27 protein-coding genes are annotated in these 22852 nt (G+C 68.0%); 16 read left to right on the top strand and 11 right to left on the bottom strand.

All coding sequences use genetic code 11. The features are described 5' to 3' along the window. Window positions 1-65: 65 nt before the first annotated feature. The gene (locus FEI13_RS14145) at window positions 66-491 is read right to left on the bottom strand and encodes a DUF2784 domain-containing protein (protein ID WP_138182166.1); all 426 of its coding nucleotides are present in this window, start codon (window positions 489-491) and stop codon (window positions 66-68) included. 440 nt (window positions 492-931) lie between these two features. Here FEI13_RS14145 and FEI13_RS14140 point away from each other — a divergent pair, with 440 nt between their 5' ends. Further along, window positions 932-2785, top strand: a complete 1854-nt coding sequence (locus FEI13_RS14140; protein WP_158294553.1) for a PHA/PHB synthase family protein — start codon at window positions 932-934, stop codon at window positions 2783-2785. A gap of 150 nt (window positions 2786-2935) precedes the next feature. Here the strand turns inward: FEI13_RS14140 and FEI13_RS14135 are convergent, their stop codons facing one another. After that, a complete protein-coding gene (locus FEI13_RS14135) occupies window positions 2936-4042 on the bottom strand; it encodes a pyridoxal phosphate-dependent aminotransferase (protein WP_138182164.1) in 1107 nt (368 codons plus the stop codon). 13 nt (window positions 4043-4055) lie between these two features. Continuing rightward, entirely contained in the window at window positions 4056-4244 is a 189-nt protein-coding gene (locus FEI13_RS14130) for a hypothetical protein (RefSeq protein ID WP_138182163.1), read from the bottom strand. A gap of 182 nt (window positions 4245-4426) precedes the next feature. Here FEI13_RS14130 and FEI13_RS14125 point away from each other — a divergent pair, with 182 nt between their 5' ends. The 11 genes from FEI13_RS14125 to FEI13_RS14080 all read left to right on the top strand — a co-directional run bounded on the left by FEI13_RS14125 (window position 4427) and on the right by FEI13_RS14080 (window position 13955). Beyond that, on the top strand, window positions 4427-5461 hold the full coding sequence (locus FEI13_RS14125) for a histone deacetylase family protein (protein WP_138182162.1): 1035 nt from the start codon (window positions 4427-4429) through the stop codon (window positions 5459-5461). Window positions 5462-5487: 26 nt separating this feature from the next. Further along, the gene (locus FEI13_RS14120) at window positions 5488-5844 is read left to right on the top strand and encodes a RidA family protein (protein ID WP_138182161.1); all 357 of its coding nucleotides are present in this window, start codon (window positions 5488-5490) and stop codon (window positions 5842-5844) included. Between the two features lies 1 nt (window position 5845). Further along, complete coding sequence (gene lhpI, locus FEI13_RS14115) at window positions 5846-6787, top strand: bifunctional Delta(1)-pyrroline-2-carboxylate/Delta(1)-piperideine-2-carboxylate reductase (RefSeq protein ID WP_138182160.1); 942 nt, start codon at window positions 5846-5848, stop codon at window positions 6785-6787. Then, the gene (locus tag FEI13_RS14110) at window positions 6784-7938 is read left to right on the top strand and encodes a class II histone deacetylase (protein WP_138182159.1); all 1155 of its coding nucleotides are present in this window, start codon (window positions 6784-6786) and stop codon (window positions 7936-7938) included. The genes lhpI and FEI13_RS14110 overlap by 4 nt, the downstream gene beginning before the upstream one ends. Before the next feature lie 91 nt (window positions 7939-8029). Continuing rightward, on the top strand, window positions 8030-9046 hold the full coding sequence (locus tag FEI13_RS14105) for an Lnb N-terminal periplasmic domain-containing protein (RefSeq protein WP_240036533.1): 1017 nt from the start codon (window positions 8030-8032) through the stop codon (window positions 9044-9046). Window positions 9047-9231: 185 nt separating this feature from the next. Then, window positions 9232-9723, top strand: coding sequence for a hypothetical protein (locus FEI13_RS14100; protein WP_138182158.1), 492 nt, complete (start codon window positions 9232-9234; stop codon window positions 9721-9723). Window positions 9724-10050: 327 nt separating this feature from the next. Then, complete coding sequence (locus FEI13_RS14095; protein WP_138182157.1) at window positions 10051-10587, top strand: hypothetical protein; 537 nt, start codon at window positions 10051-10053, stop codon at window positions 10585-10587. Beyond that, on the top strand, window positions 10508-11173 hold the full coding sequence (locus FEI13_RS14090) for a hypothetical protein (protein WP_138182156.1): 666 nt from the start codon (window positions 10508-10510) through the stop codon (window positions 11171-11173). Before FEI13_RS14095 ends, FEI13_RS14090 begins: the two co-directional genes overlap by 80 nt. Before the next feature lie 45 nt (window positions 11174-11218). Next, complete coding sequence (locus FEI13_RS19100) at window positions 11219-11389, top strand: hypothetical protein (protein WP_158294552.1); 171 nt, start codon at window positions 11219-11221, stop codon at window positions 11387-11389. Between the two features lie 281 nt (window positions 11390-11670). Further along, window positions 11671-12321: a PASTA domain-containing protein gene (locus FEI13_RS14085; RefSeq protein WP_158294551.1), complete on the top strand. Its 651-nt coding sequence runs from the start codon at window positions 11671-11673 to the stop codon at window positions 12319-12321. A 284-nt stretch (window positions 12322-12605) separates the two neighbouring features. Next, the gene (locus FEI13_RS14080) at window positions 12606-13955 is read left to right on the top strand and encodes a Na+/H+ antiporter family protein (RefSeq protein WP_138182154.1); all 1350 of its coding nucleotides are present in this window, start codon (window positions 12606-12608) and stop codon (window positions 13953-13955) included. A gap of 84 nt (window positions 13956-14039) precedes the next feature. Here FEI13_RS14080 and FEI13_RS14075 read toward each other — a convergent pair whose 3' ends face one another. The 4 genes from FEI13_RS14075 to FEI13_RS14060 form a co-directional block, all read right to left on the bottom strand. Continuing rightward, on the bottom strand, window positions 14040-14819 hold the full coding sequence (locus tag FEI13_RS14075; RefSeq protein ID WP_138182153.1) for an RNA methyltransferase: 780 nt from the start codon (window positions 14817-14819) through the stop codon (window positions 14040-14042). 237 nt (window positions 14820-15056) lie between these two features. Next, a complete protein-coding gene (gene groL / locus FEI13_RS14070; protein ID WP_138182152.1) occupies window positions 15057-16703 on the bottom strand; it encodes a chaperonin GroEL in 1647 nt (548 codons plus the stop codon). A 62-nt stretch (window positions 16704-16765) separates the two neighbouring features. Further along, complete coding sequence (locus tag FEI13_RS14065; protein ID WP_138182151.1) at window positions 16766-17059, bottom strand: co-chaperone GroES; 294 nt, start codon at window positions 17057-17059, stop codon at window positions 16766-16768. 210 nt (window positions 17060-17269) lie between these two features. Then, window positions 17270-17794, bottom strand: coding sequence for an FxsA family protein (locus tag FEI13_RS14060; RefSeq protein ID WP_138182150.1), 525 nt, complete (start codon window positions 17792-17794; stop codon window positions 17270-17272). Between the two features lie 215 nt (window positions 17795-18009). Here FEI13_RS14060 and FEI13_RS14055 point away from each other — a divergent pair, with 215 nt between their 5' ends. Beyond that, entirely contained in the window at window positions 18010-18771 is a 762-nt protein-coding gene (locus FEI13_RS14055) for an SDR family oxidoreductase (protein ID WP_138182149.1), read from the top strand. A gap of 180 nt (window positions 18772-18951) precedes the next feature. Here FEI13_RS14055 and FEI13_RS14050 read toward each other — a convergent pair whose 3' ends face one another. Next, window positions 18952-19242, bottom strand: a complete 291-nt coding sequence (locus tag FEI13_RS14050; protein WP_138182148.1) for a ComEA family DNA-binding protein — start codon at window positions 19240-19242, stop codon at window positions 18952-18954. Window positions 19243-19456: 214 nt separating this feature from the next. Here FEI13_RS14050 and pyrF point away from each other — a divergent pair, with 214 nt between their 5' ends. Next, window positions 19457-20155: an orotidine-5'-phosphate decarboxylase gene (gene pyrF / locus FEI13_RS14045; protein WP_138182147.1), complete on the top strand. Its 699-nt coding sequence runs from the start codon at window positions 19457-19459 to the stop codon at window positions 20153-20155. Window positions 20156-20162: 7 nt separating this feature from the next. Here the strand turns inward: pyrF and lapB are convergent, their stop codons facing one another. From lapB to FEI13_RS14030, 3 genes are read right to left on the bottom strand one after another with little or no spacing between them, the layout of a single operon-like run. Continuing rightward, window positions 20163-21341: a lipopolysaccharide assembly protein LapB gene (gene lapB, locus FEI13_RS14040; RefSeq protein ID WP_138182146.1), complete on the bottom strand. Its 1179-nt coding sequence runs from the start codon at window positions 21339-21341 to the stop codon at window positions 20163-20165. After that, window positions 21342-21647, bottom strand: a complete 306-nt coding sequence (locus FEI13_RS14035) for a lipopolysaccharide assembly protein LapA domain-containing protein (RefSeq protein ID WP_138182145.1) — start codon at window positions 21645-21647, stop codon at window positions 21342-21344. Between the two features lie 52 nt (window positions 21648-21699). Next, entirely contained in the window at window positions 21700-22062 is a 363-nt protein-coding gene (locus FEI13_RS14030; protein WP_275668753.1) for an integration host factor subunit beta, read from the bottom strand. 136 nt (window positions 22063-22198) lie between these two features. On the opposite strand from FEI13_RS14030, the gene FEI13_RS14025 reads away from it, so the two are divergent. After that, window positions 22199-22492, top strand: coding sequence for an FAD assembly factor SdhE (locus FEI13_RS14025; RefSeq protein ID WP_138182144.1), 294 nt, complete (start codon window positions 22199-22201; stop codon window positions 22490-22492). Then, complete coding sequence (locus tag FEI13_RS14020; protein WP_420841602.1) at window positions 22452-22850, top strand: protein YgfX; 399 nt, start codon at window positions 22452-22454, stop codon at window positions 22848-22850. Before FEI13_RS14025 ends, FEI13_RS14020 begins: the two co-directional genes overlap by 41 nt. The last annotated feature ends 2 nt before the right edge of the window (window positions 22851-22852 follow it).

Genomic DNA, 22852 nt, shown 5'->3' with positions numbered 1-22852 from the left:
GCGTCCGCATAGGGGTATGCAAAGTCACAGTTGTCGCGGATTCACTCGGACCGCGACATCACGCATCAGCGGGCGTCACGGCGTCCCTTGCGGCGGAAGGAGCGAGGACGCACCCAGATCCAGCTGAGGATAACGAGGCCAGCGAATAACGTATAGACGACGGTGAAGACCCAGGCGGGGGCCTGATAGTACAGCAGCTCGTGCAGCCAGTAGGCGATGAAGGAGCCGGTATACACGACATCGCCTGTCTTCTCTCGCAGCGCCATCTCCCAAGCGGTGAGGGGGCAGAGCGCGCCCAACCAGGCCTGCAGCACCACGATGCCGATCGCCACCAGGTGAGCAAGGCGGAACCCGGGATGACGCACCCAGTGCCAGGCGCGCCACTTGCCGACCAGCGTCAGCGCCAGTCCCAGCACCACGAACAGCACGAAGGCCGCGTGAACCATCAGGATGGCGTCCGCCGCCAGGGAATAGAGCAGGCGAGGTTCCATGGTGTTGCGCCTCTTCTGGGGCCGATTCGTTTAGAGGGCTCGCTGTGATCTCTCGGTAGGTTGTTCGGTCAGAAGGACGGGCACGGCCGCCTCGGGGGGAGGGTCGCTGAAGTCCATGCCGGCTCCTCATCGGGTATCGGCACGTCGGACATCATCACGACACCGGCGGGCCTTACCCTAGTGCAAGGCGAGTGACTCTCAAGCTAGGAGCGCTGGAGGGGAGCGACAAGGCGGTAGAGCGCGAGCCTGACGACATGAGCATGTTGGCTGATGGGGGAGGGGAGCGCATCCTGGTTGGCGTCTCACCCAGTCCCGACGATACTGAAACGGAAGGTTGCGGCCGCGTGGGGTCAGCGCGTCGGCCCTGGTTCGTCGGCCTGCCTCCGGCCATGGCTCGGAGACAGGCCGCTATCGAGCGGTACCCACCAAGGGGCAAGGCCATGAGTGACCAGAAACCGTCGTCAGCGAAACCTGGCGATCCGGCGCCATCCCCCCAGGAGACGCCCTCCGACGAGCTGGCACAGCGCTATGCCGAGACCCTTGCGCGCGTGTCGGCCGGCTCATCTCGAGCCTGGCAGGGCTGGCTCGAGCGCCAGGCGCGCGGGGACTTCTTCACCCTGCCCGACCCGGCGGTCGCGGCCAAGTCGCTCGCCCGGCTGGGCCAGCAGTTCATGTTCCATCCGCAGCAGGCCTTCGAGCTCCAGCGGCAACTGTGGCAGGGCTACACCGCCCTCTGGCAGGACACCGCCCAGCGCCTGCTCGGTGAAGCGTCCTCACCGGACCACGAGTCCGCGCCGCGCGACCGGCGCTTCAAGGGCAAGGGCTGGGAGGAGAACCTCTTCTTCGACGCGCTGCGCCAGGCCTACCAGCTGACCGCCGAGCAGTGGTTGAAGGGGGTGCACGAGGTCACCGAGGAGCTGGACCACGACGAGCGCGTGAAGGTCGAATTCTATGCCCATCAGCTGATCGACGCCCTCGCCCCCAGCAACTATGCCACCACCAACCCGGAAGTGATCGAGGCCACGGTGCGCACCGGCGGCGCCAACCTGCTACAGGGCCTGGCTAACCTGATGGAGGACCTGTCACGGGGCGAGGGCCTGCTGCGCATCAAGCAGAGCGATTCGGCCGAACTGACACTGGGCGAGAACCTCGCGGTGACCCCGGGCAAGGTCATCTTCCAGAATGATCTGATGCAGCTCATCCAGTACGCCCCGGCCACCGAGGAGGTCGACCGCCGGCCGCTGCTGATCGTCCCGCCCTGGATCAACAAGTTCTACATCCTCGACCTCACCCCGCAGCGCTCCTTCATCCGCTGGGCGGTGGAACAGGGCATCACCGTGTTCGTGATCTCCTGGGTCAACCCGGATAAGCGCTATGCCGAGGTGGCCTTCGACGACTACCTCACCCAGGGCACCCTCAAGGCCATGGACGTGGTGCAGGAGGTCACCGGCGAGGACACGCTCAACACCATCGGCTACTGCATCGGCGGTACCCTGCTGGCCTGCACCCTGGCGCACCAGGCCGCCCGGGGCGATGACCGGGTACACAGCGCCACCTTCTTCACCACCCTGCTCGACTTCAGCGACGTGGGGCCGCTGGAGGTGTTCATCGACGAGGAGCAGATCCGCAACATGGAGCAGCACATGGAACGGCTCGGCTACCTGGAAGGCACGCACCTGGCCAACGCCTTCAACCTGCTGCAATCCGCCGACCTGATCTGGGGCTTCGTGATCAACAACTACCTGCTCGGCCGCGACCCCAAGGCCTTCGACCTGCTCTACTGGAATTCCGACTCCACTCGCATGCCGAAGCGCATGCAGAGCTTCTACCTGCGCAACATGTACCTGGAGAACCGCCTGGCCGAACCGGGCGGGATCACCCTGGCGGGGGAAGCCATCGACCTGAGCCAGGTGCGCATCCCGACATTTTTCGTGGCAACCGAGAAGGATCACATCGCTCCCTGGCATTCCAGCTACCGCGGGGCACATTTGCTGGGCAAGAACCCCCGCTTCCTGCTCGGCGGATCCGGGCATATCGCCGGCGTCATCAACCCGGCGGACTCGCCGAAGTACGGCTACTGGACCTATGGCCGCTTGCCGAAAGACCCTGAGCGCTGGCTGGCCTCGGCCACCCACCACCCGGGCTCCTGGTGGTCGGAATGGCGCACCTGGCTCAAGCGCCACGCCGGCGGCCAGGTACCGGCCCGCGAGCCCGGCAGCAGTGACTACCCGCCCCTCGAGGAGGCGCCGGGGTCCTATGTGCGGGTACGGGTCGACGCCCCGTCTGATGGGTGAGGGGACCGTGGCGCGAAGGGCAAAGGCCGGACGACTTGTGGCCCTCTTCTCCCGCAAAGCGCCCTGCTGAGGGCCGGCCGTTGGTCAGGGCCGAAGCCGATGGCGACGTCGCCGCGATCGTCGCCGCATCCAGTTGCCGAGAGATCAGAACTAGGCCGGGCGCAGAGCCTTCTCGAGTATCGTCAGCCGGCCCGGCACCAGGGCGTCTTCCACGGCGGTGATGCGCAGCACGTGACCCAGGTCCGGATGGGCGGGGCGGGCGATCAGGCGTCCGGCCTCGAGGAGTTCCCGGTTGACCCGCTCGGCGAGCGCGGCGCTTGGCATCTGCACGCCGATGAAGTTGGTGGCGCTGGGCAGCACCTCGGCACCGAGTCCGCGCAGATGCTCGGCCAGCACTTCCCGGCGCCGATGCACGGCGGCGATGTGCTCGCGGGTCTCGTCGGGATGGTCGAGCACCACCTCGGCGGCGGCCAGGGTCAGGGTCGAGACCGCGTAGTGGATGCGCACCTTCATCATCATCGCCAGGGTCTCGGGCTCGGCGATGGCATAGCCGATGCGCAGCCCGGCCAGGCCATGCGCCTTGGAGAGGGTGCGCAGGCGGATCACGCCGGGCAGCACCTGGCGGGAGAAGGCACTGTCGGCGTCCTCGCGGAAGTCGTGATAGGCCTCGTCGAGCAGCAGCCAGCAGTCGTCGGGCAGGGTCTCGCGCAGGCGACGCACGGCATCATCACCGTGGAGATGCCCGCTGGGGTTGTCGGGGTTGGCCAGATAGACCAGCCGCGCCTCGGTCTCTCGAGCCGCGGCCACCAGGGCCTCGAGGTCCGGCGCGAGGCGCCCGGGCGACTCGTCGTAGGCGACCTCGACCAGCCGGCAGCCCTGGCCCCTGGCGAAGTAGCCGAAGGTGGGGTAGGTGCCGGCGGTGGCGACCACCGTGGTGCCGGGCTCGGCCACGGTGCGCAGGGCCAGCGCGATCAGGCTGTCGGCGCCGGCATCGACCAGCAGCGCGTCCAGGGGCAGGCCTTGCTGCTCGGCGAGGCGCTGGCGCACGCCCAGCGCCTCCGAGTCGCCGTAGCAGTAGGCGTGCTCGACCATGGCGTCGCCGAAGTGCGCGCGCAGGGCCCGATGGGGCATGTCCAGCCCCTCGTTGGAGCCCAGGCGGTGGGGGATCTCTCGGCCCAGGCGCCGCTCCAGCACGCGGATGCCGGGGAAGGGATTGGTCGGGCCGTCGCCGGTCAGGTGGTCGGGAAAACGGGGCATCGGGAACTTCCAGTCAGGTGTGGTCGAGGAGGAGCCACTGCCGGGCCCTGTCGATGCCCGAGGGGGAGGGATCGGAGGGCACGGGGGCGACTCCCCGGGTGAGGCGCTGGACCTTGCGATACCATAGCATCTGCGCCGGGCGGGGCGAGCATCCCCGGCAGCGCCCGGGCCGCGGCTTGCGTTCCACGGTCTGCCTCGGCATGTTGAACTCGTCGATGGTGACCGCGAGCCGATGATGCCGATGCCCTTTCTCGATCCGTCTACTGCCACCCTGGGTCATGGCCAATACCAGCCGAGCCTGGCCAGGCGACGCGCCACGAAGCTCTTCACCCAAGGGCAGGGCACTCAGGGAACCGACCGTTGCTGGACCGGGGAGCGTTGACGATGAAGCTTTTCTATCACCCCGACCAGCAACGCCATGCGCCGCCGACCTTCCTGCTGCGAGGCCGGCCGGTGGACTCCCCGGAAGGGCCGGTGCGGGCCGAGCTGTTGACCCGGGGGCTGGCGTCCATGGGCCTCTCCATGACCCCGCCCACCGAGGTCGACAGCGCGCGGCTGAGAGACCGCTTGGCCAGGATCCATGCCCCGCGCTATCTCGACTTCCTCGAGACCATCCATGCCCGCTGGCGGGCGCTGCCCAATGCCGCCGAGATCGTGGCGCCCAACGTCCACCCCTGTGGGGGCGGCCATCATTATCCCCGTCATCCGGTGGGGCTGGTGGGCTGGCACATGCACGACATGGCTTGCCCGATGACCGCCGACAGCTTCGCCGGCATCCTGGCCAGCGCCGCCAGCGCCGAGGCCGCCGCCGATGCGGTGCTCGCTGGTGAGTCCGCGGCCTATGCCCTGTGTCGCCCGCCGGGCCACCATGCGGGCCCGGAGCGGGCGGGGGGCTTCTGTTTCCTCAACAATGCAGCACTGGCCGCCACGGTGCTGCGTGAGCGGCACGAGCGGGTGGCGATCCTCGACGTCGACCTCCATCACGGCAATGGCACCCAGGACATCTTCTATCGCCGCGGCGATGTCTGGACCGGCTCGCTGCACGCCGACCCCGCCGACTTCTATCCCTTCTTCTGGGGCGGCGCCGATGAGCACGGCGAGGGCGACGGCCAGGGGGCCAACGTCAACCTGCCGCTGCCCCTGGGCAGCGATGGCGCGGCCTTCCTGGCCCAGCTGGATCGCCTGATCGAGCATCTCGACGCCTTCCGGCCCCAGGCCGTGGTGGTGGCGCTGGGGCTCGATGCCCACAAGGACGACCCGCTCGCCGGCCTGGCGCTGGAGACCGAGGACTTCATTACTGTGGGCCGGCGCATCGCCGCCCTCGGCCTGCCCATCGTGCTGGTGCAGGAGGGGGGCTACCCCACCGAGCACCTGGGCGACAACCTGGCCGCCCTGCTGGGCGGCTATACCGCAGCCTGACTGCCATCCCGACGAGAGACCACGCCATGACCGTCACCTATCACGACAGCAATGCCCGCATGAGCCAGATCACCGTACACAACGGCACCGTCTACCTGGCGGGCCAGGTGCCGACGGATGCCAGCGCCGACATGCGCGGCCAGACCGAGCAGGTGCTGGCGCGCATCGATGACCTGCTGGCCAAGGCCGGTACCTCCAAGGAGCAGCTGATTGCCGCCCAGATCTGGGTGACCAGCATGGCGGAGTTCGACCAGATGAACGCCGCCTGGGACAGCTGGGTGGTGCCGGGGCGTCCACCGGTGCGGGCCGCCGTCGAGGCCAAGCTCGCCAAGCCCGAGTGGAAGGTGGAGATCATGGTCACCGCGGCACTCCCGGAGGGCTGAGATGCGCATCATCACCGACACGGAAGTGGCGGCGGCGCTCGACTGGTTGGCGCTGGTCGAGCGGCTGGCCACGACCTTTCGCGAGGGCGTGGAGTCGCCGCCGCGCCACCACCACGCCATGCATCGGCCGGACGGCGAGGCGACCATGCTGCTGATGCCGGCCTGGGAGCGGGCCGGCTATATCGGCATGAAGATGGTCAATGTCTTTCCGCAGAACGCCGACCACGGCCTGCCGGCCATTTCCGGCGTCTACCTGCTCAGCGAGGGGGACCATGGGCGGCCCCTGGCCTGCCTCGATGGCGGCGAGCTGACTCGGCGGCGCACCGCGGCGGCCTCGGCCCTGGCGGCCCGGGAGCTGGCCCGGGACGATGCCGCGACCCTGCTGGTGGTCGGCACCGGCCGGATGGCGCCGATGGTGATCGAGGCTCACGCCGCGGTGCGTCCCATCGCGACGGTACGGATCTGGGGACGCCATCCCGAGAAGGCCGAGCGGCTGGCCGCCGAGTATGCCGATCGCTTCGACACGGCCGCCGTCACCGACCTCGAGGCGGCGACCCGGGAGGCCGACGTGATCAGCTGCGTGACCCTCTCCACCGAGCCGCTGATCCACGGCGACTGGCTCTCGCCCGGTACCCACCTCGACCTCATCGGCGCCTTCCGGCCGAGCATGCGCGAGACCGACGCCGAGTGCCTGGCCCGCAGCGAGGTGTTCGTGGACACCTATCCCGGCGCCCGGGGCGAGGCGGGCGATATCCTGCAGGCCATCGACGAGGGGCGCTTCGCCTTCGACGATATCCAGGCTGAGCTCGTCGAGCTGCTGCGCGGCGAGCGCCCGGGACGCTCCTCCCGGGATGCCATCACGCTGTTCAAGTCGGTGGGCGCCTCGCTGGAGGACCTGGCCGCGGCCATCGAGGTGTGGGAGCGGCTGGAGGGTGCTTCATGACGGCGGGGCACTCGCACGGATCAGCCACGACTGTCGCAGGTCCGCCTGCCGTCGGCTTTTACTGGCACGAGCGCTGCTTCTGGCACGACCCGGGCGCCATCGGGGTCTTCTCGGCGCCGGGCGAGTTCCTGCAGCCCCAGCCGGCCTCGGAGAGCGCCGAGAGCAAGCGGCGGCTCAAGAACCTGCTGGAGGTCTCCGGGCTGATCGATGAGCTCAGCGTGCGCAAGCCGGGACCGGCGGGCCGTGAGGACCTCGAGCGCTTCCACACCCCGCGCTACCTGGCGGCGCTCGAGGCCGGGGATCGGTCCCTGGGCGGCGACGGCGGCGACTGCGCGCCCTACACCCCGGGCAGCCTGGCCGCCGCGCGCCAGTCGGCGGGGCTGGCCATCGCGGCGGTCGAGGCCGTGGCCACCGGCGAACGGACCCGGGCCTATGCGCTGTGCCGGCCGCCCGGCCATCATGCCGAGGCCGATCGCGGCCGCGGCTTCTGCCTGCTGGGCAACATCCCGGTGGCCGTGATGCGCGCCCGCGCCCTGGGGCAGGTAGGGCGCGTGGCGATCCTCGACTGGGACGTGCACCACGGCAACGGCCAGCAGGCCGCCTTCTACGACGACCCCGAGGTCCTCACGGTCTCGATCCACCAGGCGGGCAACTTCCCGCTGGACACCGGCACCTTCGAGGAGCAAGGCGAGGGGGCCGGCGAGGGGGCCTGCCTCAACCTGCCGCTGCCGCCCGGCTGCGGCCTCGGGGCCTACGACCACGCCATGCGCGAGCTGGTGATGCCGGCCCTCGAGGCCTTCCGGCCCGAGCTGATCGTGGTGGCCTGTGGCTATGACGCCTGCGCCAAGGATCCGCTGGGCAAGATGCTGCTCAACAGCGCGGCCTTCGGCGACATGACCCGCCAGCTGATGGCGCTCGCCGAGCGGGTCTGCCAGGGCCGGCTGGTGATGGTCCACGAGGGCGGCTATTCGGAGGGCTATGTCCCGCTGTGTGGCCATGCCGTGATCGAGGCGCTGACGAGCAGCGCGATCGCCGTGCCCGATCCCCAGAATGACGAGATCGCCGCCTGGGCCTATCAGGCGTTGCAACCCCACCAGCGGGAGCTGATCGATGGCTGGCGCGACGCCTGGTTCGCGCGCCGAGCGTCGTGACCGAATCTACGGGCCTGCCCCTTGGGGGCGGTGGCGCTCGGCGAGTCGCCGTATTATCTGCGTTCGCGCCATCATGCCGGCGAGGACGACGATGACGATGATCATGGCACTGCTGACCGGCCTGCTGGGGCTGGGGATCGCGCTCGCCACCCTGTGGGGGGCGCTGGCCCTGGGCCATCGCCTGCCGCTGCCGCGCCCCTGGCGGTGGGGCGGGGTGGGGCTGTGGCTGGCGGCGGGGTCGGGCTGGCTATGGCTCGCCTGGCAGGGCGCGCGGCTGGGGCCGCTTGCCGCCATGGCGGTGCAGATGGCGGCGCTGCTGACCTGGTGGCGGCGCCTGACGCCGTCGAAGGATTTGGCGTGGGCCGAGGATGTCGCCCACCTGGCGACGGGGGAGGTCGAGGGGGAGCGGCTGACCCTTCACCGGGTGCGCCACTTCGACTGGCAGACCCCGACCGAGGCCCGTGGAGGCTGGGAGCGGCGAACTTATGACCTGCGGCGTTTGCAGTCGGTCGACCTGTTCGTCTCGAGCTGGGGCCGGCCGGGTATCGCCCACGTGCTGGTCTCCTTCGGCTTTTCCGGCGAGGGGCCGGGCGAGGAGGCGTTCGTGGCCTTCTCGGTGGAGGTGCGCCGCGAGCGCCACGAGCGTTTCTCGGAGATCGGCGGCTTCTTCAAACAGTACGAGCTGGCGATCATCGCCGCCGACGAACGTGACGCCGTGCGCCTGCGCAGCAACGTGCGGGGCGAGCGGGTCACCCTCTACCATGTCACCCTTGCGCCCGAGGCCCGTCGCGACCTGCTGCTGGCCCTGGTGGCGGCGGCCAATGACCTGGAGCGCCAGCCGCGCTTCTACCACACCATCACCGCCAACTGCACCACCCTGATGTTCGCCATGATGCGCCAGATCATCGAGGGGCTGCCGCTGGACCATCGCCTGCTGCTCAGCGGCCTGTTGCCGGGCTACATCCATGAGCATGGCGGTCTCGTTGACGGATACCGCCTCTGTGAGCTGCGCCGTCTCGGCGATATCACCGAACGCGCCAGACAGGCCCATGATGCCCCCGATTTCTCGAAGCGGATCCGCCGCGGTGTGCCGGGGTGGTGTGACTAACCTGCACCGAGGAGCATGGCAAATCCATTTTCTGGAGTTTGACGGATCTGATAACCTGAATTTAGCTTCAGAGCGTGATTTGCTGATTCGGCGCCCCGCCTCGCCGATGACCGTCAGCGGCCATGTGCACCCTACGAGGCGCCTTATCTCCAGGCCCAGGATTGACTCGTGGAAGGAGGCCGGGAGTGACAAGCAGCTCGGCCATCTCCCCGTCGCGCCATCAGGTGGTCGTCACCTCGCCCGGTGACGTGTCGCCTTCCGCGCTGCGCGCCGTCGCCGAGGGTCTCGCCAGACTCGTCGCCGAAGTGGCCGAAGCGATCTTCCGAGCCCCGACCGTCCTCGTCGATGACCTCGACGCCGATACCGCCACGGCCCTCGACCGGTTGCTGGCATCGCTGGGCCTGGAATCTCGTGTGGCTCCCCACGGGGAGGCGCCGGCCGAGGCGACTCCCCTCGACGTGGCCATTCAGGTCCAGGACGTCGCGCGCGTCGCAGCCGTGACCGAGTCGCTCGCCGACTTCCTCGGGGTCTCGGCGCAGCGCGCCTTCGGCTTGCTGGCGACGCGGGGCCGTTCGATCTGCATCTCGCCCCGGATGCCCGCGTTCCGGCCTGGCTTCAGGCCCGCCTGCGTGAGAAGCAGCAGACGCTCCGTCCAGGATGGCTCTCGCTTGGTCTGACCTACGCCGAGGCGCGGTCGCTCTGGTCCTCGCTCGGACGGGAGGGCGGCATTCGGCTGGTGAATCGTGCCCTGATGCGCTGGGACCTGGTGCTGACCGCCGAGGCGACACCCACTAGCGACGTGCTGGCCTGGCTCGAGGAGCGCTTCGGCATTCCGCCCCGGGTGGCGCCTCGCGTCCTCGTCCATCCTCCTCTCGCCCTAGCCGAGGCCTGCGACGCGGCCCACGCACGGCAATGTCTCGATGAGGTACGCGCGCTGGGGCTGTCGGTCGACAGCGAGCCGAGCGGCTTCGGGCGAGCGGGCATCGAGCTGCTGGCCGCTCGGGATGCGGCTCGAGGTGGGCAAGCGCGACGAGTTCGGTTTCTCTGCCAGCGCGAGCCTAGGGGATACCCGCCAGCAGAGCGCCTCGTCGTCGGCCTCCGAGTCGGAGAGTGAGAGTGGTACGCGGGTCGAGACGCGTCAGGCCCGCCTCGAGTATCGCGCCGATGCCACCGGCACGCTCTCGGTGAACGGGACCCAGGTGGTGCCCGCCGGCCAGGCGCCGCGCGTCCGGCTTGGCGGCCTGCGTGACCAGCTGGTCGTAGGGCAGGGGGGCGAGGCGCTGGTCTATTCGCCGCCGGAGGCCGCCCTGGCCATTTCCAGCGATGCGCCCGGTCATCAGGTGGTGACGACGTCTCGCTCGGTGGCCTTCATCTTCACCGCCACGGCCAACGGCCTGATCGCCATCCGTGACAATGCCGCCACCGACTATGTGTTGAATAGCGGCACGACGGTCTCGACCAGTGCCCAGGCGGACCTCGAGGCCTACGCCGAGTACGTCAAGAGCCAGGTCGACGCGGCGGGCGGCGCGCGCCAACGATGATGACGGCACGCCGAACCAGGAGTGGCGGGCCACCACGATCGCCTCGCCGGAACGCGACTACTACTGGCTGTCGCTGCGCAGCGAGGGCAGTGCACTGCTGGATGCGGTCGCGCCCGACCTCCAGGGCGGAGGCGATGGCAACGGCTTCGTGTTCCTGTGGCAGCCGGCCTCGCCTGACCTGTCGTCGTTCTCCGTCACCGTCGAGGGACAGGCGTTCGGGCTCAACGGCGCGGCGGTGGCGGGGCATGCGGCGAATGCCGCCGAGGCCTACGCGCACCACCTGGCGGCCGCCCTCAATGCCACCAGCACGCTGCGCGCCAACCAGCTGGGCCACGTCGTCGAGGTGATGCGCGCAAGCGATACCTATGAGGTCAAGCTGTTCAGCGCCACCAGCGAACAGCTCGAGCTGTCGGGCAGCGAGGGACTCTCCGTGACCCAGCAGTTCTCGCGCTCGCGGTCACGCCAGGTCCAGCACCGCCGTGGCGATCGGCGTCAGCGTGGACAAGCGGGAGTCCCGGCAGTTCAACATGGCGGTGACCGGGAACAGCCAGATCTCCGCCCGGCTGGCCTCCGTGCCACCGCCTGAGCTCTTCGTCGAGGCGATTCACGCCCTGCAGCGGGAGCGTCGCTCATGAGTGCCGGGACTCAGACGCCCCGTGCCTGGGTCACGGCGCCGCTGCCGCAGATCGTCGAACGTCTCGGCATGGCCATCGCCGAGGGGCAGTTCGCCCTCGATCGCAATGCCGTGGAGATGGCCAAGGTGATGGGAGACGGAGGTCGAGATCGGCGGAGAGACCTATAACCTGCTGGCGCTGGGCTTCACGCCCACCTTCTACCAGTTCGTCGACACCATCATCGAGGTGAAGATCGCCATTCGCATGACCCGTGAGCGGGCCTACGAGCGCACCACCTCGAATGCCACCAGCGACCATCTCCGGGGCCCTGGACCTGGCCCGGGACGAGCAGGGGATGGAGCTGGCCTCCGCCGAACTGCGCATTCGCGGGCTGCCCCCGGTGCGGCGCTGTTACAGGCCAGCGGACGGCTCGGGGTCGCCGTGGGACCAGAGACCGAGGAAGCAGTCCATGAGTGATATCAAGCGCTTGATCAACGACACGACGGCCGCGCCACTCGGCCAGATCATCGCCTCGGTGGGCCAGGGGGTGGCACAGGCGCAACGCGCCCTGGACGAGCAGGCGCTGGCTCAGCTGCAAGCGCTGTATTGGGACAGCGACGAGGCAATGGCGCTGCTGCGTCAAAGTGGCTGGCAGCCGACCTTCTATACGTATACGCTTCCCGAGACCGAGGGGGAGGTGAAGGTGGCGCTCTCGCTCTCCGGCGCGGTCTCCGGGAAAGGGGAGGCAACCCGATCGGCGAGCTCCTCCCGGGGGCGGCCAGCCACGTCGCGTATCGCCCTCTACGCGGCCCCCGTGGATGCGGGATATCAGAATCGTTTCGGTTACCAGGCCACGATCGGGGCATCGCTGCGCTTTCGCATCGTCCCGGTGCCGCCTCCCCCGGAGATCGAGGAAATGCCGATCGTGGCGGTCCCACGGCTGATCTCCCTGCAGCGTGATGCGGCGCAGGAGCTGCTCGCCGAGCTCCGCCTCGAGATGGCGGTGGATCCGTCTGGCGCCCCGTTGGGTAGGGTCCTGGCACAGGACCCGTCGCCGGGCGAGGTGTTGCGGCGTGGCGATGTCGTCACGGTCACCCTGGAAGTGACGCCCGATAGCTGACAAAAACGCCACGACGCGGGCGCCGTGGCGGTCTCACTCCTCCCTGGGCATCGTCGTGATGCCTTGCTCCCTGCGGGGCCTCCTGCCCCTGGCGTCCCTGTCACCGACTTCGGCAGTCTCCCTTGCCGGGTACTCTCACTATCGCCGATGCCCGTGACAGCACCATGAGGATTCGATGACGAGACGGTGACATGCCCGACGCCGGCATCCGGTAGGGACGGTCGCCATCTGGTAAAATCCCGCGCCGTTTCGTCTGAATCCAACTCCATTTTCGGGAATCTCTCATGAATGCGGTAATTGTTGCGGTGCTGGTGATGGTGGGGCTATCACTGGCGCGGGTCTCGGTGGTCTTCGCCCTGGTGGTCGGGGCGCTGGCCGGCGGGCTGGTCGGGGGGCTCTCCATCACCGACACACTGGCGGCCTTCAACGACGGGGTCGGCGGCGGCGCCAAGGTGGCCCTGGCCTATGCGACCCTGGGCGCCTTCGCGGTGGCGATCTCGCGCTCGGGGCTGCCCGACCTGCTGGCGCGCCGGCTGATCGCGCTGCTGGGCCAGGAGGCCTCGGCCAGCCGCCAGGCCACGGTGAAGTACCTGCTGGTCGGCTCGGTACTGCTGGTGGCGATCTCCTCGCAGAATCTGATCCCGGTGCACATCGCCTTCATCCCGATCCTGATCCCGCCGCTGCTCAAGGTGATGAACCAGCTGCGCCTGGATCGCCGCGCGGTGGCCTGTGCGCTGACCTTCGGCCTGACGGCGCCCTACATGCTGCTGCCGGTGGGCTTCGGGGCGATCTTTCTCAACGATATCCTGCTGGCCAACATCAATCAGGCCGGCGAGGCGCTGGGCCTCGAGATCACCCGCGGGATGGTGCCCGTGGCCATGGGCGTGCCGGTGGGCGGCATGGCGCTGGGGCTGCTCGTCGCGCTGTTCGTGAGCTATCGCAAGCCGCGCGATTACGAGGCGGCGGAGGTCGCCACGACCAACGTGCCGCATCATCACCCCGAGGCCCAGGAGCCCCATGCGCTGGGCGTGGCGATGTCGCTCGTCGCCATCGTCGCGGCCCTGGGCATCCAGCTCTATACCGGCTCGATGGTTCTGGGCGGCCTGGTGGGCTTCGCGCTGCTCTCGCTGGGCGGGATCTTCAAGTGGCGGGAGGCCGATGATCTCTTCACCAGCGGCATGCGCATGATGGCGCTGATCGGCTTCATCATGATCTCGGCCTCGGGGTTTGCCGCGGTGATGACCGCCACCGGCGAGGTCGAGACCCTGGTGACCGCCAGCGCGGAGATCATCGGCGATAACCGCGGACTGGCCGCGCTGCTGATGCTGCTGGTGGGGCTGTTCATCACCCTGGGGATCGGCTCTTCCTTCTCGACCATCCCGATCATCGCCGCGATCTTCGTGCCCCTGGCGGTTCAGTTCGGCTTCTCGCCGCTGGCCACCGTGGCGCTGGTGGGCACGGCGGCGGCGCTGGGCGACGCCGGCTCGCCGGCCTCGGACTCGACCCTCGGGCCGACCTCGGGGCTCAACGTCGACCGCCAGCACGACCATATCTGGGACAGCGTGGTGCCGACCTTCCTGCACTACAACATTCCGCTGATCGGCTTCGGCTGGCTGGCGGCGATGACCCTGTGATCGCGCGCTCGGCGTGATGAGTGCTCACGCCGACGGCGGCCCGCGGGCCGCCGTCGGCGTTTCTGCCCGTCATTCGATCGCGAGTCACTCGTCGCTGAGCCGGTCATCGGTGAGTTGCTCATCGGGCAGTCGGTCATCGGGAAGATGCTGCTCCAGCGAGGCGAGCAGACCGCGCAGCAGAGAGAGCTCCTTGCGCGACGGCCGGGCCCGGGCGAACAGCGCCTGGAGCTGCGCCTCGGTGCGCGCGTGAGGCTGGGTGATGAAGCCGCTGCGCTGCATGACGCGCGTCAGGTGATCGTGGAAGTGGCCCAGCTGCTCCCGGGGAGGCTGGCGATCCTGGCTCGGGCGCGCCAGGCGGAAGTCGCTGTCCGGGCGCCGCCGCCAGGCGGTAAACACCTCATGGGCGAGCACCTGCACGGCCTGGGAGAGGTTGAGGATGCCGTAGTCCGGGTTGGCCGGGATGCTCACCTGGTGGCTGCAGCAGCGGATCTCGTCGTTGGTCAGCCCGAAGCGCTCCCGGCCGAAGACCAGCGCCACCGGGTCGTCGGCGCCCTGGTCGACGATGTCGCGTGCCATGTCGGTCGGCTCATCGAAATGCGGCAGCGGCAGGCTGCGCAGCCGGGCGCTGGCGCCCACCACCTGCACGCAGTCGTTCACGGCCTCGGCAAGCGAGCCCACCACGCGGGCCTGGTCGATGAGGTCCTCGGCCCCGGCGGCCAGCCGCGAGGCCTCCGGGTCGGGGAAGCAGCGCGGATTGACCAGCACCAGGTCGCTGAGGCCCATGGTCTTCATGGCGCGGGCCGTGGCCCCGATATTGCCGGGATGGTAGGTCTGGACGAGGACGATGCGGATGTTCGACAACATGAGTCGGCTCTATGCGAGATGAGGGCGTCGTATACCAGTGCGAATTGCCGATAGCTTGAAGAGCGGTGCTACGCGCCTGGAAGCTAGAAGCTTGAAGAAAGGCTATTGGCACCGGTGCTGGCGTTCGTAAGCTATTTTCCAGCTTCCAGCTTCCAGCTTAAGGCTTATAGCTAAAAAGACCCCCGCCGGTCTCCCGGCGGGGGTCTCGATCAGGCGAGGCCTGGGGGTGGGGGCGATTTACATCATGCCGCCCATGCCGCCCATGCCGCCCATGCCGCCCATGTCGGCGCCACCGGCATCCTTCTCGTCCGGATCGTCGGCGATCATGCACTCGGTGGTGATCATGAGGCCGGCGACGGAGCCAGCGGACTGCAGTGCGGAGCGGGTGACCTTGGCCGGGTCCAGCACGCCCATCTCGAACAGGTCGCCGAACTCGCCGGTCTGGGCGTTGTAGCCGAAGTTGCCCTCACCGTCCTTGACGCGGTTCAGGATGACAGAGGCCTCCTGACCGGCGTTGGTGACGATCTGGCGCAGCGGGGCTTCCATGGCGCGCACGGCGATGGCGATGCCGTGGGTCTGGTCCTCGTTCTCGCCCTTGAGGCCGGCGATACGGGTCAGCACGCGCACCAGGGCGGTACCGCCCCCGGGCACCACGCCTTCCTCGACGGCGGCGCGGGTGGAGTGCAGGGCGTCCTCGACGCGGGCCTTCTTCTCCTTCATCTCGACTTCGGTGGCGGCACCGACGCGGATGACGGCGACACCGCCGGCCAGCTTGGCGACGCGCTCCTGGAGCTTCTCGCGATCGTAATCGGAGGAGGTCTCCTCGATCTGGGCGCGGATCTGGCTGACGCGGGCCTCGATGTCATTGTCGTTGCCGGCGCCATCGATGAGGGTGGTGTTCTCCTTGGACATGGTCACGCGCTTGGCGGTGCCCAGATGGTCCAGGGTGGCCTGCTCGAGGTCCAGACCCACTTCCTCGGAGATCACGGTGCCCCCGGTGAGGATGGCGATGTCCTGCAGCATGGCCTTGCGACGGTCACCGAAGCCCGGTGCCTTGGCGGCCGCGACCTTGACGATGCCGCGCATGGTGTTGACCACCAGGGTGGCCAGCGCTTCGCCTTCGATGTCTTCGGCGATGATCACCAGCGGCTTGCCGGCCTTGGCGACGGCCTCGAGGGTCGGCAGCAGTTCGCGGATGTTGGAGATCTTCTTGTCCACCAGCAGGATGAACGGATCTTCCAGTTCCACGGCCATGGTGTCCTGGTTGGTCACGAAGTACGGCGACAGGTAGCCGCGGTCGAACTGCATGCCTTCCACGACGTCCAGCTCATCCTCGAAACCACGGCCTTCGTCGACGGTGATGACGCCTTCCTTGCCGACCTTCTCCATCGCCTCGGCGATGATCTCACCGATGCGCTTGTCACCGTTGGCGGAGATGGTGCCGACCTGGGCAATGGCGTTGGTGTCGGTGCAGGGCACGGACAGAGCCTCAACTTCCTTGACCGCAGCGATGACGGCCTGGTCGATGCCGCGCTTCAGATCCATCGGGTTCATGCCGGCGATCACGCCCTTCAGGCCCTCGGTCACGATGGACTGAGCCAGCACGGTGGCGGTGGTGGTGCCGTCACCGGCGACGTCGGAGGTCTTGGAAGCGACTTCCTTGACCATCTGCGCGCCCATGTTCTCGAACTTGTCCTTGAGCTCGATCTCCTTGGCCACGGAGACACCGTCCTTGGTCACGGTCGGGGCGCCGAAGGACTTCTCGATTACCACGTTGCGGCCCTTCGGCCCCAGGGTAACCTTGACGGCGTTGGCCAGGGTGTCGACGCCTTTCGCCATGCGAGTGCGTGCATCACTGGAGAACTTGACTTGTTTCGCTGCCATTTTCGTATGCTTCCTGTGAGTTCGTGAACGTCAGTATCGTGCGATTGCTAGCGGGTCGCGGCTCAGCTTTCGACGACGGCCAGGATGTCGGACTCGCTCATGATCAGCACTTCTTCGCCGTCGATCTTCTGCTTCTCGACGCCGAAGCCATCCTTGAAGATCACGGTATCGCCGACCTTGACGTCGAGCGGGCGTACGTCGCCGCTGTCCAGAATCCGGCCGTTACCGACGGCGAGGATTTCGCCACGAGTCGGCTTTTCCTGGGCGCTGCCCGGGAGCACGATGCCGCCTGCAGTCTTCTGCTCTTCTTCAACGCGACGGATGACGACGCGATCGTGCAAGGGACGGATGTTCATTGCTCACGTTCTCCTGATGGTTTGCTGTGCCGGAAATCAATGTCCGGCGGTTTTCATCATCAACCCGCAGGCGGGCTGCGGGGTGGAGGCGGTTATCGCCTACCTTGTCGATGGCCCGAGGATCTTCCCCGGACCGAATCCCGATGCTGTCGGATAAGTGGGGCTCGGCAGGGCGCTTTCAAGGGCTGCCATGAAAATTTTTTGCCCCGATCAGCGCCTCTCGTCCCGGGAGATGAAGTCCCCCTCCAGCGGGCGATCATCGCCGGCATCTCCCGGCTCGCCTCGATGCTCGGTCGGGCCGTCCCCATGAGGGCTCGCTTGCTGCCAGTCGGCATCGCTGCCCTGGCGCGGGCGATAGGTCTCGGCATGAACGTGCAGCCCCTTCATGCGCACGCCCAGCCAGGTGAGTGACTTGGCCAGCAGGCGTCGGGCATTGGGGATCAGGCACATGAAGCCCAGGGCGTCGGAGAGAAAGCCCGGCGCCATCAGCAGGGCGCCGCCGAAGATCAGCGCCGCCCCGGTCAGCAGTTCGCCCGAGGGGATCTCCCCCTGGTTCATGCGCTCCTGGGCGCGGGCGAAGGTGGCCACGCCCTCGCGGCGAATCAGGTGCAGGCCGATGAAGCCGGTCGCCAGCACCAGCCCCAGGGTGGTGAGCAGGCCGATCTGGCTGCCCACCGAGAAGAGGATGACGAAGTCGAGCAGGGCGAAGAGGGTGAAGATGAGAAGAAAGGGCATGATGGCTCCGCGGATGACAGTTGCGCTGGTGATGGGGGCAGGCGATCAGATTTCAAGCCGCCGGGGCGGGAGAAGGGCGTCGTGGAATATCGTTCCAGGCTTCGGTAGAGTGGCGCTAACCGCAAGGTCATAAGGTTATGCTGGCCGGCCCCGCCGAGGGGGCTGGCCGGCACTTTCGGCCGCGCGAGCGGTACCTGTCTCCTGGAGAAGCGCACATGACACTCGACAATACCGTTATCGCCATCACCGGTGGCGCTCGCGGCCTGGGCCTGGCCATGGCTCGGCGGCTGGGCCGCCAGGGGGCACGCCTCGCCCTGATGGATCTCGACGGCGACGCCCTGGACGAGGCCGTCTCCTGCCTGCACGGCGAGGGGATCGAGTCGCGGGGCTTCATCGTCAATGTCGCCGATGAGGCCTCGGTGAAGCAGGCCTTCGGCGATATCCTCGCGTCGCTGGGGCCGATCCAGGGCCTCGTGAACAATGCCGGCATCGTCAAGGACGGACTGCTGGTCAAGGCGAAGAACGGCAAAGTCGAGAAGACGCTGCCCCTTCAGCAGTGGCAGCAGGTGATTGACGTCAACCTCACCGGTGTCTTCCTGTGCGGTCGCGAGGCGGCCACGCAGATGATCGAGGCGGGGCACGACGGGGTGATCGTCAATATCTCCAGCATCTCCCGGGCCGGCAACATGGGGCAGAGCAACTACGCTGCGGCCAAGGCCGGCGTGGTGGCGTTGACCACCACCTGGGCCGGGGAGTTGGCGCGCTACGGCATTCGCGTGGGCGCGGTGGCGCCGGGTTTCATCGAGACCGAGATGACCGCCTCGATGCGCGAAGACATGCTCGAGAAGCTGACCTCGGGGGTGCCGCTCAAGCGTCTTGGCCAGCCCGAGGATATCGCCGAGAGCGTGGCCTTCATCATGACCAACGAGTACTTCACCGGCCGGGTGATCGAGTGCGACGGCGGGCTGCGGCTCTAGGGGCTCACCACGTCCTCGCCGTGCGTTCTCTCGGCGGCAGGCTTACGGGATGCACGCGCCGTGGTGGTGCCCCTTCACGACACAGTGACGCCGGCCGCATTTCGGCCGGCGTCACTGTCGGGTTGTCGATGAATGGTGACGATGCCCTTTCATCGATGCCCTTTCATCGACAGGCGTTGATCACAACGTGATCTGGTCGGCCAGGCCGTCGACCGTGACCTCCCCGATGCCGCTGACGCGCGTCAGATCCTCGGCGCTCTCATAGGGGCCGTTGGCCTCGCGGTCCTCGACGATCGCCGAGGCCTTACTCGGGCCAATGCCGGGAAGTTCTGCCAGCAGCGCCGCATCGGCGGCGTTGATGTCGATCGGTGACAGGTCCTGGGCCAGGGCCTGGCTGGCGGCGAGGGGGGCGAGGCTCAGCAGCATCGTCAGCAGCAGGCAGGACAGGCGGGTCTTTAGGGCGATGGTCATGATGGCTCTCCTTGAGTCGAAGGGGCGAGCCGTTGCCTCGTTGCACCGGCTCGCCTCCTTCAAGCTAGCCCGCTCTTCGCCCAAGCCTCGTCAGTGATCGTGCCGGCGTGGCGTCAGCCATCCCGGAGGCGGTGACGGCGACTTTGGCCACCTGCGACGTAGGCCATCACTGATATACTGGGGCGATTCCTTCCCCCTGAGCAGGAGCCCGATCGTGTCCACCGCCTCTCCCCTGATCATCGCCCTCGACTATGCTTCCCTGGACGCCGCGCTGTGCATGGCCGACCGCCTCGATCCTTCGCGCTGCCGGCTAAAGGTGGGCAAGGAGCTGTTTACCCGCAGCGGCCCTGACATCCTCGAGGCGCTGCACGGGCGGGGGTTCGAGGTGTTTCTGGACCTCAAGTTTCACGACATCCCCAATACCGTGGCCGGGGCGGTCCAGGCCGCGGCCGAGCAGGGAGTGTGGATGGTCAACGTGCATGCCGGCGGGGGGCGGCGGATGATGGAGGCCGCCCGGGAGCGACTGGATCGTCATGGGCTGACCACCCACCTGATCGCGGTAACGGTGCTGACCAGCATGGAGGCCGAGGATCTGGCCGAGGTGGGGGTCTCGGCGTCTCCCGCCGAGCAGGTCGAGCGTCTGGCCGTGCTGGCTCGTGACAGCGGCATGCATGGCGTGGTCTGTTCGGCTCTGGAGGCGAGCCGCCTGACCACGCTGTGCGGCGCAGACTTCCTCAAGGTGACGCCCGGCATTCGGCCGAGCTTCGCCGCCGCCGGAGATCAGCGTCGCGTGATGACGCCTCTCGACGCCCGGCGGGCCGGCAGCACGCATCAGGTGGTGGGGCGGCCCGTGACTCAGGCGGAGGATCCCATGGCGGCGCTGGCGGCGATCGAGGCGGAGCTGGCCTTCTGAGGCCCGCCTAGTCCCTGTCGGGCGCGTCGATCGGCTGGGTGGTACCCCAGTTGCGACAGCGAGGGCACTGCCAGTGCAGCGTCTCGGTGGCGAAGCCGCAGCGCCGGCAGCGGTGGCGGGGGCGGGCGCGGACCAGGGTCAGGGTATGGCGCTCGAGCAGTTCGATGCGCTCGTCCTCCTCACGAGCGTGATGTCGGGAGAGTGACAGCAACTGGTGAATCGCCTCCAGGCTCGGTTGGCGTTCGAGCTGCTCACGGATCAGCGCGATGGCGTCCTGGTCCTGCCCCTGGTGGTAGAGCGTCTTGGCCAGCAGGGTGATCACGGCCGAGGAGGGTGCCTGGTCGAGCAGTTCCCGTAGGCAGCGGATCAGCCCCTCCTCGTCGTCCAGCAGCCGATAGGCATGGGCGAGCGGCTCGAGCATGAGCGGCGTGAAGGTGGCGTCCTGCTCGGGAATGCGTCGCAGCAGCTTGATGGCCTGCTTGTACTGGCCCGTGTCGTGAGCCATGGCGGCCAACAGCAGGTTGGCGCGTACGCAGCGCGCATCGGTGGCCAGCGCCTGACGCAGGTGGCGCCTGGCCAGAACGGGGCTTGCCGAGTGACGCTCCTCCTCGGCCAGCTCGCAGAGCCAGTGGGCCGCCGCGCGGCGGATGTCGTCGTGCTGGCGGGCCAGCTTGGGCAGCGCCACGTCCAGTGCCGCCTGCCATTCGCGCTCGCGTTCGAGCAGGTCGATCAGCAGTCGCCTGGCGGAACCGCGCAGTTCGTCGTCCTGAGTGTCGCGTACCAGCCCCTCCAGCAGGCGTTCGGCGCGGTCGAGCAGGCCGAGCGCCAGGAAGTCGCGGGAGAGTTCGAGCTGCACCCTTTCGCTCTGCTCGGTGGTCAGCGTCGGGCGGGCGAGTAGGTTCTGATGGATCTTCATTGCCCGGTCGGCCTCGCCGCGATTGCGGAACAGATTGCCCAAGGCCAGGTGGGTCTCGACGGTGTCGCTGTTGACCTCCAGCGCCCCGATGAAGGTCTCGATGGCCTGGTCCTGCTGGTCATTGAGCAGGTAGTTGAGGCCGACGAAGTAGTCATGGGGCAGGGGCGGCGGCGCGGAGGCGGCGCCGCGATCCCGGCGTTCCCGTCGGCCCAGCCACCAGCCGGCAGCGATCGCCACCACCAACAGGGCCAGCAGGAGAACATCGGGCATCTAGGAGAGTTCCTTCATCTCCTGGACGCGCAGGCGATCGAGCTCCTTGCGCTGCTGCTGGTTGTGGCGCTGGGCGCGGGTCAGCAGGGTGCGCAGGCGCAGGTAGACGCCACTCATGGCGAGCATGCCGAGCAGTACGCCCACGGTCAGCGAGGCCAGCAGCCAGACGGAGAGCGAGACGGCGGGCAGCTCGATCCAGATCAGATTCAGGGGCAGGGTTTGCTGGTTGTTGACGGCAAAGAGGATGCCGATCAGCAGCACCCCCAGCAGGATGATGGCCAGGATCAGGCCTTTGAGCCAACGCATGTGCAATGTTCCCGTGTCGGTTGAAGGAGGGACGGCGATCGTCGGACGCCGTTCAGTAGCCGAGTGCGCGGCTGGCATCCACCTGTTCGCGCAGCTCCTTGCCGGGCTTGAAGTGTGGCACGAACTTGCCGTCGAGTGCGACCGGTTCCCCCGTCTTGGGGTTGCGGCCCACCCGGGGCTCGCGGTAGTGCAGCGAGAAGCTGCCGAAGCCGCGGATTTCCACCCGTCCTCCCTCGGCCAGGGTGTCGGTAATGTCATCGAGGATCAGGCGTACCGCTGCCTCGACCTCCTTCACCGACAGCTCTGGCTGTCGCATGGCGATCTGCTCGATCAGTTCGGACTTGGTCATCGACTCGTCTCCGTGCGGTCCTGCCTGGGTCGGCGTGATCCCGGCGTTGTTGTTTTTCCAAAGCATACTGGGCAAATCTCGAGAAAACAACGCACTACGACCTTTTGTCGAGCACTGGGGAACGTGAGCCCGAGGCGGGCTGCCGCCGGGCTGGGGGTCGGGTATACTGCCCGCACATCCATCCGACCCAACGAGGCCGACCTTGAACGACGATTCGTCTCTGGAAGCCGCCCTGCGCAAACGCCTCTATTGGCACTCGCGCCGTGGCATGTGGGAGCTGGACCTGCTGCTGATTCCCTTCCTCGAGCAGCGCTACGGCGATCTGGACGAGGCGGACCAGGCGGCGTTCAGGGCCCTGATCGACGAGGAGGATCAGGACCTGTTCGTCTGGCTGATGCGCCGTGAATGGCCCGAGGATCCGGCGCGGCGCCGCATCGTCAAGCTGATCGTCGAGTATGCCGAGACCACCGACAACGATCACTATCGCAACCTCTAGGGTCGCGCTCGCGGCTCAGGGGTGCTTGGCCGGCTCGGTCGCCGGCCTGGTCATCGTCGTGGCTGCCCCCTGGGCAAGCGCCCTGGCGGTGATCCTGCTGGTAGTGGCGATGGCCTTCATGGCGCGTGACCGCCGGTCGGGGCAGCTGCGCTTCACGCCGACGGCGGCCGGCGAGACGGCCACCGCCTGGCGCGATCACGTTAACGAGGCCTGGCGGCCGGTCAGTCTGCGCTGCGACTACCTCGGGCCCTGGCTGATCGGGCTGCGGGTCGAGGGGCGTCGGCTATGGCTGTGGCCGGACAGCAGCGATGGCGACGCCCTCCGTCGGCTGCGCAGGGAGCTGCTGCCGCTGCCCTGAGC

Origin of the sequence: Halomonas urmiana (genome assembly GCF_005780185.1) — a bacterium.
Lineage (GTDB): Bacteria > Pseudomonadota > Gammaproteobacteria > Pseudomonadales > Halomonadaceae > Halomonas > Halomonas urmiana.
This window is presented reverse-complemented; position numbering and strand designations above follow the sequence as displayed.